Source organism: candidate division KSB1 bacterium (genome assembly GCA_034506395.1).
In the GTDB taxonomy this organism is placed as follows: domain Bacteria; phylum Zhuqueibacterota; class Zhuqueibacteria; order Thermofontimicrobiales; family Thermofontimicrobiaceae; genus Thermofontimicrobium.
Window position 1 is genome coordinate 1 of the sequence record JAPDPQ010000024.1, and the last position, 17,537, is coordinate 17,537.

Consider the following 17,537-nt stretch of genomic DNA (forward strand, 5'->3'; position numbering starts at 1 on the left):
CGCATCGCCGCCCAGCAGTTTGGGACGAGAAGCATAAATGGTGGCGAAAAACAGATGGGCGCCGCCGAAGAAATAACCTTCATCCAATTCGATCACCCGCTGCATCATCAGTTGTACCCGCGGCAGATCGGCCAGGGCATCGGTGTCGGTCAAATTGAGATTGATCCAATTGGCCCAGTTGTTGGCGGTCCAGAACAGAGCAGGTACATCGCTCTTATCGAATTTTTTTAGAGCCGTCGCCAAACGGTCGAGCTCGCCGCTGAGTGCTGGCTGGAACAAGGGATTTTTCTTGAGGATTTTGAAGCCATAATCTCTACCGCGCAGGTAAAGCGATTTAGCTCGCTCTGGATCCTGGTCTTCGACGAAACCCAGCGCATAAGAGGCGAATCCCTGGCAGGCCAGCAGCAAGAATTTTTCATTATTGGGATCGCTCTTGATCAGCCCTTCCAGCAACTTCAAATCCGAGGCGATGGCTTGCTCGGCCAATTGGAGATCGCTCTCCTCGAAAAGTGCAGACATGCTGTTATCCAGAATGCCCGACATGGAGCGGAGGGCAAGTTTCTGGACGCTGCAATTGCTGATCAAAAAGAGTAGGATGAATATGATCGAATATTTTTTCATTTCAGATGACTTTAATTGTTTCTCCAATCCGCTAGTTGGAAAACAACCCAAGGCATGTTAATTATTTTTGTCAGGTGGATTATTTAAACTTGTAGAACAGTTGATTATTTTTCCCGCAATAATGCGTTATAGCCCGCTTGACTGAAATGTATATCATTTGTTAGAACGTCTCTCAGCTTGTATTTGCTCATTATTTCCATCGAAATGCAGTCGGTTAAGCTCCATGATTTATCAGGACGGTCTTCAAATAATTTCCACCCCTGAGACCATAAGCTCTTATCAACAAATACTGTTTTGATCCTCAGAGAATTTTGCAGTCGCTTGTAAAATTCAATTACAGCATCACGATACATTGGCTTACAAAGCGAATTAGCAACTTCATTTAAAACTGCCGTTGAAGTTATAAACATGGTTCCAGCAAGCAACTGCTCTTTGTATATCGCGTCAGTTTTTTGATGGAGTTCATCATCTGCGTTCAATAATGCTATCCAGCCTGCGGAGTCCACAAAGCAGCTATTTCTCATTATTCAAATCCTTTTTTGGCATTCCATACAAATAATGGTCATGATTTGTAGCCAGATCTGTGATTCCAGTTTTTACAGCCAGCGAAGCTAGATCAAAAGCGGAATCTTTCTCAACGCTTTCGATCAGTTCATCTTTCTCCAAAGGCTCGATCCTCAAACGATATCGCTGGTTAATTTTTAGCTCGACCTCTTTTTCAGGGCGAAAGACTTTTCCATCGAAAATAGCATGGACTGTTTTTGTCATAAGAAAACCCCATTTTTAATTTTAGAATTTAGAATTTAGATTTCAGATTTAAAAAACAAAAGATTTCTTCTATCCGTCACGGCGGAAAACAACCCGACGAAGTTCGTTACCGAGAATTATCAGTTGTAATCTTTCAACCGTATTTAGCGAAAAAAATTGCTCGCCCGTCTCTGGATTAACCCGAGCAGGCACATTTTCGATGATACTAAATTTTCCGTTTCTTTCTAAGGTATAGGTTCCTCGTTGCTCTATTAAACTCTTTGCTCTCATATTGATCTCAACCTGCAAAGGACAAGAAACCATCTTGTCCTACTTTTTCAATTTCCGATACGCCTCCAAAACCAGAATGACCGCCACCACGAACAACAGCGTTCCAACCACGGCTAACATGTAGGTGCTAACCAGATTGAAGCTATCCAGAATTTTTACCCCTGAATAATGATCGAGCAGCGAAATAATCTTATGATAGACCAAAATCACCAATGCCGTCAGCGTTACGGCGAACATGAAATACATGGGATAGCGCAGAAAGCCGTTTTTCTGACCTTTGTTCGCCAGCCAGACACTGCCAGCCAACAACGCCAAAGCCGCTAACATTTGATTGGCCGATCCGAAAATCGGCCAGATGGCTTTGTAGCTGCCCGAAAAAGCCAGGATGCTACCAGGCAGCACGGTGAAAAAGGTCGCCACATAGCGGTTCGTCAACACCTTTTGCCAGGCAGATTGCTGTTCGGATCGAAAGAACTCCTGAAAAGCGAATCGTCCCAATCGGGTGGCGGTGTCCAGCGAGGTGAGGGCAAAGGCGGATAAGGCGAGCGCCGCGAAGGTCACTCCCACCTGGCTTGGTATGCCCAACCTGGCCACAAAGCTGCCAACTCCCTCGGCAAAGATTTTGATCGGATTGCCTCGAAAACTGCCACCGACAATGGTGGCGACGGTGATCAGTGCAATGACCGCCAAAATTCCCTCGATCAACATGCCCCCATAGCCAACTGGTTTGGCGTCGGTTTCTCGATTCAATTGCTTGGCCGTCGTGCCCGAGCCGACCAGCGAATGGAAGCCCGAAATAGCGCCGCAAGCCACTGTGACGAACAAAATCGGGAATAGCAATCCCAACTCATGGTCGTTGAAAGCGATAAACGCGGGCATGGTGATGCTTGGGTTCTTCATCAGAATGCCAATAAACGCCCCCACCAGCACCATATATAATAAAAATGAATTCAGATAATCCCGCGGCTGAAGCAACAGCCAGACTGGCAATACTGATGCCGCAAAAATGTAGACCAACAAAATCCAGGTCCAGGTTTGACTGGAGAGCAGAATGGGAAGCTGAAATCCCATCCAGATACAAAACAGCAACAATGCCACGCCGACAATTGTCGCAACCGCTAACGGGGCATTCATGCGATAAATCGATAAGCCAAAAAGGACCGCCAGCAAAATAAAGAACACCGAGGCCGTGCCGACGGGTGGTTTTTCAACGAATGTATTGGCGACCAGAATTGTAAAAGCCGCCACCACCAACACCAGCGTACACCAGGCGAAGATCAAAAACAGTTGCTTGCCCCTTCTGCCAATTTGCTGGTCGATCACCACGCCGATGGATTGCCCCTTGTGCCGAATCGATGCCACAATGGATGTCAAATCATGGACTGCGCCGATGAAAATGCTGCCGAGCACGATCCACAAGAACACTGGCACCCAACCGAAGACGGCAGCAGTGATGGGACCAACGATTGGTCCTGCGCCTGCTATGGAAGCAAAATGATGTCCCAATAGCACGGGCGCTTTGGCGGGGACATAATCCACATCATCTCGCATCGTATGGGCGGGCGTTGGTTGATTTGGATCGATTCCCAATCGTTTTGAGATATACCTTCCATAAAAAGCGTAGGCCAAGACGAAACCGATCACTGCGATTCCGAGCAATATGATTGAGCTCATGGAAACTCCTTTGCATATGATGCTGAAATGATTGTTCGCCAATGATGTATTAGATTCAATTATTGAAATCTACCTTGGGAGCTTGTCTCGCCTCTGGAGCTGTTTCAAAGTAAGCTCGCTTTTCAAATCCCATCAGACCAGCTACGATGAATACTGGGAAGCGCCGAATGGCACGATTGTATTCCAAGACCGATTCGTTATAACGACGCCGGGCAACAGAAATTCGATTTTCCGTGCCAGCCAGTTCATCTTGCAATCGGATGAAATTTTGATTTGCCTTCAGTTCAGGATATCGTTCGATAACCACAAGCAACCGCCCGAGGGCCTGGCCCAAATTTTCTTGAGCTTGGATAAATTGCTGTTGTAATGCTGGGTTATTAACCAGTTCGCTCGTGCTAATATTCGGCCTCGTCGCATTCGCCCTCGCCTGAATTACCGCCTCCAGCGTCTCACGCTCGAATTTGGCATATCCTTTCACAGTTTCGACCAAATTGGGAATGAGGTCCATGCGACGCTGGTAAAGATTTTCCACTTCAGACCAGGCACCATTCACACTCTCATCCAGATTTACTAACTTGTTATAAGAGAAAAACCCTGGCAAAAGAATAAATAAAGCCAATAAAACTATGATGACCAGACAACCGATGCCAGCCATTCCAAAAAAACCGAATCTTCTCTGTCCTTCCATTGTGCTCCTCTCCGAATATTTTATAATTGATCTACCACATTAATTAGTTTAGCTATTTGAATGATGTAGGCATCCATTAAATCACATAATTCAAATCGCCCAAATTTCCGATAGTTTTGCTCTATGAGATGTTCAAATAGTTTCGCGTCGAGATCGAAATTTTCTACAACTCTGCTAAAAAGGTCGCGCCTCGAGCTCGGCACGTCAATATTTTTTAGATAAAGAAGCCCTGTAAAAATCGATGCAAATGCTGGTAACGATTGGCTAATCAATTGCTTGATCAGCGTCGGCCGACCATTGCTATTTAGAAAGCCTTCTCGCAAATAGAGCAGTTTGCCGCGCAGCTCTCGTTCGCATTGCAATCGCAAATGCTCCAAGTTGATTTCAATCGATGCTAAAATATCTATGCCATACACTAAATGATGATGTAACTTTATTGTCAAAAATTCGATCGGGAAGGCATCCAGCGCAGAATGAATATATTCTTGGGTCAAAATTAGCGGCGTGCTTACATTTCGCTTTTTCCATCGTGCGACCAGCGGCAAAGCACGTCGAAGGTTTCGAATTCCCGATTCGCTAAGCACAATGAGAAAATTGATATCGGATCTCTTATAAACATATTCCCCTCGTGCTGCGCTGCCATACAAAATGATAGCTATCAATTGATCACCAAAAAGAGATTGATAATCGTGCACTAATTCTGAAAAGATTTGTTCTGGATTCTTTGGGATTTTAGGCATTGAATTCTGTCACTCCGTTAGCAATTTGATTCTGGTCTTTTGAAAAATAGGTAAATCACAGATATCTAAATGTCACCCAACAAATGAAAAGTCGCTTTGATTGTCATAAATAGCGCGTTAGAAGATCATCGCATTTAGGGGCCATGACATCAAAATTGTGCATTGATTCTCCAGAACTCTAAATTTGATTGAGATGTTCTGGAAGATCCAAATGATGGCAAAACATTGCAATTTTGATGGCGATCGCAATCATTGCCTCACTTGTTAGTTAATGGAACAAGGCGAATCATTTGCTCATTTGGCAGAATTTTGAATTTACTCACAATCTCATAAAATATTCGATCAAGGACGAACTAATAGCTTCGGCTTGCGCCACCGCCGCCGCTCATACCGCCACCGAAACCACCGAATCCTCCACCGAAGCCACCTCCATGCCCGCCAAAGCCTCCCCAACTATCTCGACCACCTCTACCTCCAGACATCGACCCAATAATTAACCAAGGCAAGATTCTACCTCGGGTGATGATGAGGAGAAAAATAATAAACAGAATGGGAAAAAGTCCCCCTACCCATTGTCCTGGTGCCGCATCCCCTTCATCCCCGGGACGCAGCGAGCTTATCTCGCCTGTTAGCTCAACGCCAGCCTTTGCTGCGATGGTCTGGGCAATAATGATGACAGCATTCAAGTATGCTTGGCCATAATTGCCCTTCCGTAAGTGAGGGATCATATAATCATCGATAATCTGACCGACCTTCCCATCGGGCAAAATGTCTTCTACGCCATAACCAGTTTCAATCCGCACCTTACGATCCTGAATGGCATTCAAAATAAGTACTCCATTGTCCTCGCCGCGCTTGCCAATTCCCCAAGATTCATACAGCCGATTCGCATATTCCTCTAAATTTTCACCTCCCAGCGATTCTATGGTGACAATTACTATGGCAGTGCTAGTTTTTTCCCAGACCTCATTACAAATTGCTTCGATTTGATTCTTAAATGAGGCGGGAATTACCTGAGCAAAATCATTTACGGCCTGGGCGCGCACTGGTCGCTCTGGAAGATTTTGAGCGAACAAGCTAACGATGCCCAATAGGATCCAAACGAATCCATACAAACTTATTTTGATATTTTTCATCCTTTACTCATTAAAGTTTGATCAGAATTTTTCACGATATTGATGCTGTTAAGTTCCTTAAACATTAAAACAAAAGGTTTCCAATAACCCACCCGGGGCGTTCAGAAACCTTTCGCTCAACTTGTTCCATGATTTGAAAAATTGATTCAATTGATTTAAAATTTTTTCACCTTTTTCCATTTCCAGCCAAATAGCAATGTACCGAGCCGGCGAGACCAGCGATGCTTGCTCATCGCCTTTTTCAACCCAGGGAACCTGCCCCGATCTAATTGGTTCTGAATAGAAACGAAGTTCATCCCGTGACTTTTATGATTGAGATCCTGAACGCGACCTTCCAACATAAATAATTCTTCCGCGGTACAAACCCCCTTCGCTACCAACATGTGCACAATAGTCTCCAAGGAAATTACATCGGCATTGGGGACAAATTGAGTATCCACAAAGTCATTTCCAGACCTGAACGCATGATACTTCCCAAAATTGCTTGAATCCATAATTTTAATCCTCCTGATGCTAAACCTAGTTGTAGTACCGTCTGGAGCTTATAACAGGCCAAATATAGATGGTTTTTTTTTATAATGCAAGCTAAAAATTTTGGACGATCATCTTTTTTTGTTTGTAAAATTTGAAGTAATGGAATGACTTTTGTTAATGTACTTTAATAATGTTTTTTGAAAAAATGCTTGACTATTTATAAATTAAATTGTATTTTAAGTTTCGTTTTGAAAAAATAATTGATGATTTTGAGAACGAAAAAAAATTCGTTATCGTTCGAAAATGAAAATCTGGCAAATTGATTGGAGCGAGTGAATGGCAAAATTGTTATTCGAACTGAGCGTAGAAAATAGGAAAGGCTTTTCATTAGGCTCGGCTACTGTTCCGGAACGAAAGTTAGCAGCGATGATCCCACCAAAGTTTTTGCGTCAGCAACCTGCGCGCCTACCCCAGTTGAGCGAAAACGAAGTCGTGCGACATTTCATTGCTCTCTCCACAATGAACTATCATATCGACAAAGGTTTTTATCCCCTTGGATCCTGCACAATGAAATACAATCCGAAAATCAATGAGCAGGTGGCGAGTAGTTCCTGCCTCAAGGATCTGCATCCGATGCAACATGAGAGGCTCACACAAGGCGCGCTGGCGCTGATGGATGAATTATCACAATTTCTGTGTGAGATCGCTGGCATGAAAGCAGTAACGTTACAACCAGCCGCAGGTGCCCATGGAGAGTTAACTGGTTTGATGTTGATTCGGGCGTATCATGAAAATCTAGGAGATCCCCGAGAAAATATTTTAATCCCAGATTCCGCTCATGGAACGAATCCTGCCAGTGTGACGATATCTGGATATCAGGCTGTAAAAATCAAATCGAACGAGCGCGGGCTGGTCGATTTAGAAGACCTGAAGCGTCATCTCAATGACAAGACTGCTGCATTAATGCTCACCAATCCAAATACGTTGGGCCTTTTTGAAACGCAACTTGCAAAGATTAACGAATTATTGCATGAAGTTGGTGCACTGCTGTATATGGATGGTGCCAATTTGAATGCGCTTTTAGGCATTGTTCGGCCTGGTGATGTGGGCGTTGATGTGCTTCACTTTAATTTGCACAAGACATTTTCAACTCCACATGGAGGGGGTGGTCCAGGAGCTGGCCCCGTTGGCGTCTCTGAAAAATTGGTCGATTTTCTGCCAGTCCCGCGGATTGTCAAAAATGGGAGTGAATATCACTTAAAGGATGACTTTCCTAAATCTATTGGCAGGATCCATTCCTTCTATGGCAATTTCGCTGTGATGGTTCGGGCATACACCTATATCAGGATGCTGGGTGCTGCGGGATTGAAACGCGTCAGTCAAAACGCCATTATCAATGCGAATTATTTAATGAAATTATTATCTGATCATTTTGAATTGCCCTATCCTGGACCAGCGATGCACGAGTTCGTGCTTTCAGGTTCGCGGCAAAAAGATAAGGGCGTTTCCACTGCCGATATGGCGAAACGGCTTTTGGATTTTGGTTTTCATGCGCCGACCATCTATTTTCCATTGATCGTGCGAGAGGCGATTATGATTGAGCCAACAGAAACAGAATCGAAGGAAACACTAGACCAATTTGCTGAGTGCATGATCCAGATCGCACGTGAAGCAGAAACCAATCCCGATCTTGTCCGGAACGCCCCACATACAACGCCGGTTGCGCGGCTGGATGAAGCCAGAGCCGTTAAGCAGCCAGACCTTCGTTATCAACCGCATTAACTTGTTGGAGAATGATTGGGTGCACGGGGAGCTCATTTTCGAAAGGCTTCATGACCCAAACAAGAGTTTAAAATAGCGCTGCGATGCCCAGGGGAGAAAGAATTGAGTCATAGTACTCAAGCGAGTTTTTGTGTAATCATGAAACTATTTTAATCAAAACAGCAACCACGCCCATATGATTGTATTCTTTCTTCGAAATCATATGTGATGAACCGTAGTTAACGGTCTGAGCGATCGTCGCACTAGTCAATAAGATCCCGAAAAAACAAGTGGCAATGCCAGCTCAATACTGGAACGCACACAGCGTCGAAGAGCTCTGATTTTTTAAGACGGATGAAGGGACGGGCAATTTTGCATCTATGATTAGACAACTTAGTGGAGAGTGAGAGGCATGATGAACAAAAAACCAGAGCAGTCCAAAATATTAGTGGTCGACGATATTCCGTTGAATCGAAAATTACAAAAGACCTATTTAGAGTCAGTTGGTTATCAGGTGATCTTGGCGAACGATGGAATTGAGGCATTGCAGCGCATTGATGAAGAGCGGCCTGATTTGATTTTGCTGGACGTAATGATGCCCAAAATGAATGGCTTTCAAGTGTGCCGACGATTAAAGAGCCTCGAAAGCACCCGATTTATTCCGATCATCATGGTGACCGCACTGAATGAGGTTGATGATAAAGTCAGAGGCATTGAGGCAGGAGCGGATGATTTCATCAGTAAACCGTTCAACAAATTGGAGCTATTGGCTCGGGTCAAATCTTTGCTTCGCATAAAATATTTGCATGATGAATTGGAGCTAAAAATCAAAGAACTGGAGATCGCTCAGAGTAAATTAATCCAATTGGCCATCACGGACGGTTTGACTGGATTATACAACTATAGATATTTTAAAGAACAATTGACGCAGGAAATCACCCGGGCGAAGCGTCATAATTCCCATGTATCGATTTCGATGATCGATATTGATTATTTTAAAAACTATAACGATACGCATGGGCATCCGGCGGGCGATCAAGTATTGAAGACGATTGCAGATTTGCTTCGAAATAATATTCGCAAAATTGATATTGCAGCTCGATACGGGGGGGAAGAATTTGCCCTCATCTTGGTAGAGACCGATAAACAAGCAGCCGGCGTAGTGGCCAATAAGATCAAGAACCTCATCGAGCATCAGAAGTTCCACTATGAAGAAACTCAACCTAATGGCAAGCTTACCATCAGCATGGGGGTTGCGACGTTCCCAGAAGACGCGATGACCCCAGAAGAATTGGTCAAAATTGCGGACCAGCGGCTCTATCTGGCGAAAAAAGCTGGTCGCAATCGTGTGGTGTTAGGATAATCGGTCAGTTGCGCTTTAGTGATTGGTAGAGGAATTCTAATTATGACAATGAAAATTTTAGAGAAGCATTCGTTCTCAAGAAAGATATTTTTTATTATTCTAGCTGTATCGGTGCTGCCATTGCTGATCTGTGGGATTTTCGTGGTGAAGATTAGCCTTTTGGTCAACCTGGTCGACCAAAAGACCTTATTGTTGTTCTTTTCCCTACTTTTTCTGTTGACGATCGTCCTAACTGCTTTGGGATCTATTACGATCAGTAAGCGGATTGACGAGCCAATAAAACAGTTTACTCGAAGCGCAACTGAAATTGCACGAGGTAATTTCAACCATAGGGTCCCAGTGGAGGGTGATGATGAATGGGGAAGATTGGCCAAGATCATCAATTTTATGACCACTGAGCTGCGTCGGCTCAATAATATGAACCTCAACCAGATCATCAATGAGAAAAATAAAACTAAAACTATCCTTAAAAACATTGCTGATGGGGTAATCGTGACTGGGCCGGATAACAAAGTCCTGGTCGTTAATTCTGTTGCACAGTCGTGGTTGGGGTTAAGCGAAGAGGAGATTTTGGACCAGCCAGTTGAGAAAGTCATTTATGAGCAAAACTTGCTGGCGCTTGTCAACAAGATTCGAGCTGGAGAGAATAGCAATGATAGCAAGGTGGAGCTGACGATCAAGCCTTATAATAAAAAGAAACAGATTGTCGTTCAAGCGAAAGCAGCTCGCGTCATTGATGCAGATAATAATTTAATCGGCATTGTAACAATTTTTCGAGATATCACCAAAGAAAAAGAAATCGACCGCATGAAGACAGAACTAGTGTCCATGGTGGCGCATGAGTTACGCTCACCACTCACTAGCATTGCTGGTTTTAGTGAACTTTTGCTCGATGAAGGGCTTACGCCTGAACAATCCAAAGAATACGCTGAGATTATCCTAAAAGAGTCCAACCGCCTTGGCGATCTAATCAATAAGTTTTTAGATATTTCACGAATCGAATCAGGTAAGAGTCAGATGCATAAGACTCCTGTCCAAATGGGACATGTGATTGAGAGTGTGTTGGAGATGAACATGTATCTGGCTGAACGGAAAGGGATGAAGGTCACGCTGAATATTCCTGAAGATCTTGATACCGTTTGGGTGGATCGTGAGATGATGGGTGAGGTCATTTTAAATCTGTTCAGCAATGCAGTGAAATACAGTCCTGAGGGGAGACCGATCATCATTGAGGTTCAAGACAAAGAAGACGAACAATTGGTAAGGGTGATCGATCGGGGATATGGAATCCCAGAGAAATCGCTCAATCGGATTTTCGATAAATTTTATCGCGTCACTGATGATGAGCATGTACAAGAGATCACTGGCTCAGGTTTAGGATTATCGTTGGTCAAAGAAATTATTGAGTTGCATGAGGGATCAATTTGGGTCGAGAGCAAACTTGGTGAGGGGTCGATCTTCACTTTCTCCATCCCTAAAAAAGGAAACGAAATGGTGACTCAAGAAGAGACAATGACGGCCGAGCAAAATGAGGCTGTTTAGCGGTCTGAAGAGATCTCGATTCTGTAAGCGAGGGTAGGGCAATAAGTGAATAAAGGAGCTGGCTGCTGGCGAGTTGATTGAAGTCGAACAAAGTTCGGTCTGGATTCGCAATGATTTCAGGATCTGGGGGTACACAATCCTTCACTGCTAATTCCAAATCCCTTGCCTCTTTTCCATTAACGAAGCATTTGAAATTAATAATCTAAAAATTTTGTAAATTGGTCGTAACTAAAAGGGGAAAGGTGCTGATATTTTTGCGCTTCAGTTATAGGACGATAGCTGTATCCATATGAAAGTGAGGAATGTTATGCTGGTGCCGCAAAAATCGAATCAACTGTTTAATTTAAAGGATCGAAAAAGTTTGACCGATCTGGAAAATTTCATCAGCGACCATGTATATCGCAGCAGTCAAACAATTGCCCCGATGACATTCAGCTCAAGATCCCCCAGCAAGAAGACCATTTTACTGATCGATGACGATCCTGACATGATTGAGATCGGTCGAAAGATTATTGTCTCGGCAGGGTACAATTTTATTTCCGCCTCTAATGGTCAAGAGGGATTAGATTTCATTCTAAAATATAAGCCCGATTTGATCCTTTTGGATTACATGATGCCAGTGATGAACGGAGTGGAGGTGTTTAACCGGTTGGTTACCAGTCAGCGGTACAAACACTTAGCCGACACACCAGTAATTATGATCACAGCGCAGACAGAATATGATATCGATCGTACGGCTTTATTTGAAATGGGATTGGCTGCGTTTTTAATCAAGCCGTTCGGACATCGAGAACTGATGAATGTGATCGATAACGTATTCATTCTGCACCAGGTGCGGCAGAAGAACAAAGAGTTAGAACAGAAAATTCGACGCACTGAATACAAATATCAAGACCTCATTGAGAACGCCAATGATTTAATTTATACGCTCAATTTGAAAGGAGATTTTATCTTCATCAATCGCCGCTTAAGCACCTTAGCCGGTTTCGCGCGCGAAGATTGGATCGGACGCAGCTTTTTTGATCTGGTTGCTCCAGAAGATCGAGTTGAGGCACGGAACAATTTTAATATGACCATCCAGGGCAAGGCGCGCATTTTTGAGATTCGAATGATCTGCCAGACTGGTGCTCCGCTTTATCTCTCTATGAACATCAATCCCATTTTTGAAAAAGGGGAAGTGGTGGGTGTAGTTGGGATTGCTCGAGATATTACCCAACGTAAGAAGCTGGAACAGGAGATCACCGAATTAAAAAATTTTAATGAAAGCATTATTCAAAGCATGGGCGCTGGTTTGATTACCCTGGATCTTGAGCGCCGAATTACTTCTTTTAATAATGGAGCAGAGGAAGTTTTGGGGTATAAAAGTGACGAAGTTATTGGCAAATATATCGACGAAATTTTGCCCATTGAAGAAAGCCGCAAGTTATTGCCCGATGTTATCTCCCATGAGCACTCTTTATTGAATCGCGAGATGGAATTAACGCGCAAAGACGGCAAGAAGGTATTTGTTGGATACACCGTTACACCGAGGATCGACAATCATAATTTAAAGGTTGGCACCATCATCTCCTTTCGAGATATCTCTCAGATTAAGCAGATGCAGATTGAAGTTGTACGGATGGATCGGCTGGCGTCCTTAGGGGTTTTGGCTTCAGGGATCGCCCATGAGGTTCGAAATCCGTTAGCGGGGATAAAGACGATGGCGCAAATCCTTGAAGAAGAGTTAGACAAAACCGATTCTCGTCAAGAGTATCTGGCACGGATCATTAAGCAAGTGAATCGGCTGGATAATCTGCTCCGCGCCCTATTTTCTTACGCGAAGCCACGAGAACCCCAGCGAAAAACCTATCAGCTCAACGAGATCATCAAAGAAGCTGAAATTCTCTTGCAAGATCGGTTTAAAAATGCTAATCTCACGTACCAAAAGAAATTCGATCCGAACTTAGTGCCAGTGTTTGTAGATTTTAATCAAATCCAGCAGGTGTTTATTAATTTGTACATGAATGCAATTGACGCAATGCCTCAAGGAGGCTTATTAGAAGTGACCGCCCGAACAGTCGAAACGGTCATTTATGCTCGTGATCGGAGGAAACGAAGCTTTATCCAAGCGAATAAGCCTGGTCGGTACGTTGAGGTGGCTGTCCGCGATACCGGAATTGGCATTAAGCCAGATCAGTTGAATATAATCTTTGATCCATTTTTTACGACCAAACCCCAGGGAACCGGATTGGGGTTGTCGATCGTTTATCGAATCATTGAAGAGCATGGTGGAGATATCCGAGTCGATAGTAAGGTTGGGGAAGGCACGACTTTCACGTTATTATTGCCGACGGAGGAGTGATAGTCAATGAATGAACGAATACTGATTGTTGACGATGAAGAAGTTTTAACCTTAGGCTATTCCAAATACCTCTCCAAGTTGGGGTATCAGGTTAAGACCGCATCTTCAGGGGAGGAGGCCATCGAAATTTTGAAAAAAGAGATTTTCGATTTGATGTTATTAGACATCAGACTGCCAGCCATGGACGGAATGCAAGTCCTGGCCAAAGCCCATGAGATTGATCCAGACCTACTTGTCATCATCATTACCGCGTATGGGTCAGTGCCCTCTGCGGTTGATGCCATGAAGGGTGGCGCTTACGACTACATAACGAAAGGATTTGATCACGACCAACTTGGAATGGTTGTGAAAAAAGCATTAGATGTGCATCGTCTGAAACGCGAAGTCTCCCAATTGAAACTGAATGAGCAACGTCAATATCCTGACATAGCTATTTTTGGTAATAGCCCCAAGATCAGAAGTGTCAAGGAGCTTATCAAAGTTGTTGCAAAAACTCCGAAAACTTCGGTTCTGATTCAAGGCGAAAGCGGAACCGGCAAAGAATTGGTCTCCAAAGCAATTCATAAACTGAGTTCCCGCGCTGATAAGCCACTGATCGCCATCAATTGCAGCGCAATCCCTGAAAATCTTATGGAAAGCGAGTTGTTTGGTTATGAGAAAGGCGCTTTTACTGATGCAAAGGCAATGAAAAAAGGCGTCTTCGAACTCGCTCATGGCGGGACATTGTTCCTTGATGAAATATCCAGCATGAAATTGTCCCTTCAACCTAAATTGCTCCGCGTACTGGAAACACAAAGCTTTCGTCGAATTGGCGGAACCAGTGACATTAAGATCGATGTGCGCATTATTGCTGCCACTAATCAGGATTTGAAAGAATGCGTTAAAAATGGCACGTTCCGTGAAGATTTGTACTATCGTCTGAAGGTCATGGTAATCAATTTGCCGCCATTGCGAGAGCGAGTAGAGGATATTATTCCAATGGCCAAGTTGTTTATCGAACAAAATAACAACGAATTTTCGAAAAACATCATGGGATTAACAGAAGAAGCTGAGCAACTGCTGCTAAACTATGATTGGCCTGGAAATGTTCGTGAATTGAAGAATGTGATTGAGCGGGCCGTAATATTATGTCAGAAAAATTTTATTGATGTTGAACATCTTCCCATAGAACTGCGAACCGCACCACAAAAAGAGCCTAAAGCAGCGCCGCTGCCATCGGTTCCAGATGGAGCGGTCTCATTACAGGATATGGAGCGGAAACATATCATCGAGACACTCCAAAGATTCGATGGCAATAAATCCAAAGCCGCCCGAGTACTAAATATCTCGCGTTCCACGTTGCGAGAAAAGCTGAAGCAATATGGCATCGCCTGAACCCTTTGCTCGATTTAGAGAAAGCAACACCATATTTTGGGCCTCTGAGACGATAATTTTGGGGACGCCAATAGCTTTTGCATGCTATTTTGGTGTTGATTTGAATATTATTTGGCGTCCTTTTTGTTTTTTTATCCATAATGACCATCACGTGGGAGAGCACGATTTGAAATGCTATACCTATCGCTTATTTCTAGATCAAATATTATGCACTCCGTTCTCTGATGATGTACTCATCAGCCAATTTTGAACGAGTAGGTTGTTTGTCCTTCATCAAATTTCTCTTCCGAATTTGATCTTCATTTAAATTTATTTTTGCCGTCTCCCAAGAATTTATAAAAAGTATCCAAATTTTCGATTGTTTCATCTGAAAAATGTTGCTTATCTTTTCAAACCAATTCATCCAGTCGCACGCAGATCGATCCATCGACCACCAGCTGGCTGAATTGAATTTAATCAAATTTGGTAAGAAATCGATCACAAAAATAGGATCTCTATCGCGTTGTTAAATTTTTTCCATCAGATCCCATTCGAATAAGTCCGAATTAGCCTCAGAAACAAAATTGATAATTCTATGGAAATAAGAAAAATATTGGATCATTTGTTTATGGAAATTGCGTTGCATCAAACTCGTCCATAGAGGGAACGTCGTGGCATAACATTTGCGCAAGGTAATCTGTTAATTTGAATTTGAACATTCAATTGAAAAAAGGGCAAAATTATGGCTTATGTCCCCAAAAAGATATTGATTGCTGATGATGAAGAAGATTTAACGTGGAGTATCTCGAAAAGCCTTAGAAAAGAAAATCAAGAGTACGAGATTATCTGCGTGAATTCAGGGGATGCTGCGATCAAGATGTTGGAACGGCAATCTTTTGATTTGCTGATCTCAGATATCCGAATGCCAGGAAAGGATGGCTTGGGATTATTAAGCTTTGTTCAACAGCATTACCCAAATATGAAAGTGATTGTTATGAGTGCTTGGCGACATTCGGATGTGCAAGATATCGTTAAGAATGATTCGACGATTTGTTATATCGAAAAACCATTTGAAATCCATGACCTCAAGGAAACTATCGCGCGAGCTTTAAATGGCAATTTAGAGAGTCATCAGACTCGATTGATTAATTTATCTCTCAAGGACATTGTTCAACACAATAGCCAGAAAAAATTTGATGGATCATTAAACGGTTCTAATGGACAAGATCATGGCACAAAGTATGTTAATGGAGGGGAAGTCATTCAGGTAACTGTTGATGAGGAAGAAAGCGAACATACTTTCCGAGATATATTAAATTGGAACCGCTTCGATTATGATATTGGCTTGATAGATCCTCCAAGTCGAAGGTCAATTCATGAAAAGTGGAGGGGACTTGGTGAAAAAAAAGATCCTAACATAGGTGTATAGTGAATTTTATTTTTTATGGGCAGATTAGCAATAATCCGCAAATTGAATCCTTAGATAATTTAGAAATTTCGATGCGAGCTAAAAAATTTTGTTAATTGTTTCATTGCGAAACAATTGCATCAGTGTTGAGCAAAAAAATGGCTTTGTTGATTGCGAATATCCAAAGGCCCTTTGAAACGATCTTCTCTAATGCAGGGCTTATCGCTAAAAAGGTGACATGATCTTTGACAGAGTTGAATTGCGATCTTTATATTTGAGCAGCCTCAAGGTTCTCCCCTTTTATCATGTAATAAAAATCTTGCTTATGCCACTTAATCAATGATTTACAAAAGCATCAATGGTCGGAGAAATTGGAGTTTGAGTCGCCAAGATCTCCTTTCATATTTCTATCAAGATTCCGTTTAGGCATTTCAGTAGAGCATACTTTTAAAAGAATTTGAGAACAAAATTTAAAAATAAAAGTTAAAAAGCGATTTGGCGCTAAATTTGTAGCTGAGAAGTTGCAAAAGGGATAGCTGAATGAATCATCACAATTTGATTAGATTGTGATGAATACCACACCAGGATAATTGATCCGGTTTATATTTGGGGCAGGGTTGGGAAAAAATCGATGAATGACATGGAGGTTATGAATATGAAGACTAAATATAAAACCACGCAACCGATTAAATCAATCATATTGGTTTCAACAATTTTGATTGTTTTTATCACAACAGCAAGCTTTTCCTACAAATATTTTACGGTTGAGGAGGCCAAAGAGAAAATCAATCATATCGAGAAATCGATGACCGACCTCCGATCTACAATGAATTTGGACAGCAAGCGCCAATATGAAGTGCAGCGGATCATCAAAATTATCGAGCAATACAATGATCAGATGAGTGCTGAACAGAAATATGCCATCGCTGATGAGATTTATAAGATGAGTTTGAAATATTCCAATTTGAATGTTGATTTGATTTGCGCCACAATTACCCATGAGAGTGCACTGACTTGGCGGCATGATGTCGTGTCACCGAAAGGTGCAATGGGGTTAATGCAAATTATGCCTCAAACAGGGCAACAATTAGCCAAGGAGGAAGGTATCCCCTGGACATCAGCAGAGAAGGTCTTGTTCGATCCTATTATCAATATCCGATTGGGATGCCGCTATCTGTCGAATCTAGTACATCAGTACGAGATCGACGGGGGATTGGCGGCTTATAATGGCGGCGAGAAGAGAGCAGCGCTTTGGATTAAAAATCGAAATCATAAGACCGATTGGTCGATTCTTTGGGAAGAGACCCGAACTTATGTTCCAGCGATATTGAAACTCTACGAAAAATTCCAACAGCAAACCGGGATCTTATGATAATAAAAGTTGCAAGACAATTAAGG

16 protein-coding genes are annotated in these 17,537 nt (G+C 42.8%); 7 read left to right on the forward strand and 9 right to left on the reverse strand.

Going from position 1 to position 17,537, the window contains the following annotated elements:
* The 9 genes from ONB37_14305 to ONB37_14345 form a co-directional block, all read right to left on the reverse strand.
* Nucleotides 1-519: TRAP transporter TatT component family protein (locus tag ONB37_14305; GenBank protein MDZ7401331.1), on the reverse strand; the 519-nt coding region annotated here is incomplete at its 3' end.
* Nucleotides 520-725: 206 nt separating this feature from the next.
* Complete coding sequence (locus ONB37_14310; GenBank protein MDZ7401332.1) at nt 726-1,145, reverse strand: PIN domain-containing protein; 420 nt, start codon at nt 1,143-1,145, stop codon at nt 726-728.
* Nucleotides 1,135-1,389, reverse strand: a complete 255-nt coding sequence (locus ONB37_14315) for a DUF104 domain-containing protein (protein ID MDZ7401333.1) — start codon at nt 1,387-1,389, stop codon at nt 1,135-1,137. Before ONB37_14315 ends, ONB37_14310 begins: the two co-directional genes overlap by 11 nt.
* A gap of 69 nt (nt 1,390-1,458) precedes the next feature.
* Nucleotides 1,459-1,692, reverse strand: a complete 234-nt coding sequence (locus ONB37_14320; protein MDZ7401334.1) for a hypothetical protein — start codon at nt 1,690-1,692, stop codon at nt 1,459-1,461.
* Between the two features lie 6 nt (nt 1,693-1,698).
* Nucleotides 1,699-3,333, reverse strand: coding sequence for a carbon starvation protein A (locus ONB37_14325; GenBank protein MDZ7401335.1), 1,635 nt, complete (start codon nt 3,331-3,333; stop codon nt 1,699-1,701).
* Between the two features lie 55 nt (nt 3,334-3,388).
* The gene (locus ONB37_14330) at nt 3,389-4,021 is read right to left on the reverse strand and encodes a LemA family protein (GenBank protein MDZ7401336.1); all 633 of its coding nucleotides are present in this window, start codon (nt 4,019-4,021) and stop codon (nt 3,389-3,391) included.
* 20 nt (nt 4,022-4,041) lie between these two features.
* Nucleotides 4,042-4,761, reverse strand: a complete 720-nt coding sequence (locus ONB37_14335) for a nucleotidyltransferase domain-containing protein (protein ID MDZ7401337.1) — start codon at nt 4,759-4,761, stop codon at nt 4,042-4,044.
* Nucleotides 4,762-5,114: 353 nt separating this feature from the next.
* Nucleotides 5,115-5,897, reverse strand: coding sequence for a TPM domain-containing protein (locus ONB37_14340; GenBank protein MDZ7401338.1), 783 nt, complete (start codon nt 5,895-5,897; stop codon nt 5,115-5,117).
* Nucleotides 5,898-6,052: 155 nt separating this feature from the next.
* Nucleotides 6,053-6,391: a hypothetical protein gene (locus ONB37_14345; protein MDZ7401339.1), complete on the reverse strand. Its 339-nt coding sequence runs from the start codon at nt 6,389-6,391 to the stop codon at nt 6,053-6,055.
* Nucleotides 6,392-6,707: 316 nt separating this feature from the next.
* Here ONB37_14345 and gcvPB point away from each other — a divergent pair, with 316 nt between their 5' ends.
* The 7 genes from gcvPB (at nt 6,708) to ONB37_14380 (ending at nt 17,511) form a co-directional block, all read left to right on the forward strand.
* Nucleotides 6,708-8,153 (forward strand): aminomethyl-transferring glycine dehydrogenase subunit GcvPB, encoded by a 1,446-nt coding sequence (gene gcvPB, locus ONB37_14350; protein ID MDZ7401340.1) that lies wholly within the window; start codon nt 6,708-6,710, stop codon nt 8,151-8,153.
* A gap of 391 nt (nt 8,154-8,544) precedes the next feature.
* Nucleotides 8,545-9,495, forward strand: coding sequence for a PleD family two-component system response regulator (locus ONB37_14355; protein ID MDZ7401341.1), 951 nt, complete (start codon nt 8,545-8,547; stop codon nt 9,493-9,495).
* Nucleotides 9,496-9,537: 42 nt separating this feature from the next.
* Nucleotides 9,538-11,037 carry a cell wall metabolism sensor histidine kinase WalK gene (locus tag ONB37_14360; protein ID MDZ7401342.1) on the forward strand — a complete coding sequence of 500 codons (1,500 nt, stop codon included), beginning with the start codon at nt 9,538-9,540 and terminating at the stop codon, nt 11,035-11,037.
* Nucleotides 11,038-11,344: 307 nt separating this feature from the next.
* Entirely contained in the window at nt 11,345-13,378 is a 2,034-nt protein-coding gene (locus ONB37_14365; GenBank protein MDZ7401343.1) for a PAS domain S-box protein, read from the forward strand.
* Nucleotides 13,379-13,384: 6 nt separating this feature from the next.
* Entirely contained in the window at nt 13,385-14,752 is a 1,368-nt protein-coding gene (locus ONB37_14370) for a sigma-54 dependent transcriptional regulator (protein MDZ7401344.1), read from the forward strand.
* Nucleotides 14,753-15,473: 721 nt separating this feature from the next.
* Entirely contained in the window at nt 15,474-16,160 is a 687-nt protein-coding gene (locus tag ONB37_14375; GenBank protein ID MDZ7401345.1) for a response regulator, read from the forward strand.
* A 634-nt stretch (nt 16,161-16,794) separates the two neighbouring features.
* Nucleotides 16,795-17,511, forward strand: coding sequence for a transglycosylase SLT domain-containing protein (locus ONB37_14380; GenBank protein ID MDZ7401346.1), 717 nt, complete (start codon nt 16,795-16,797; stop codon nt 17,509-17,511).
* The last annotated feature ends 26 nt before the right edge of the window (nt 17,512-17,537 follow it).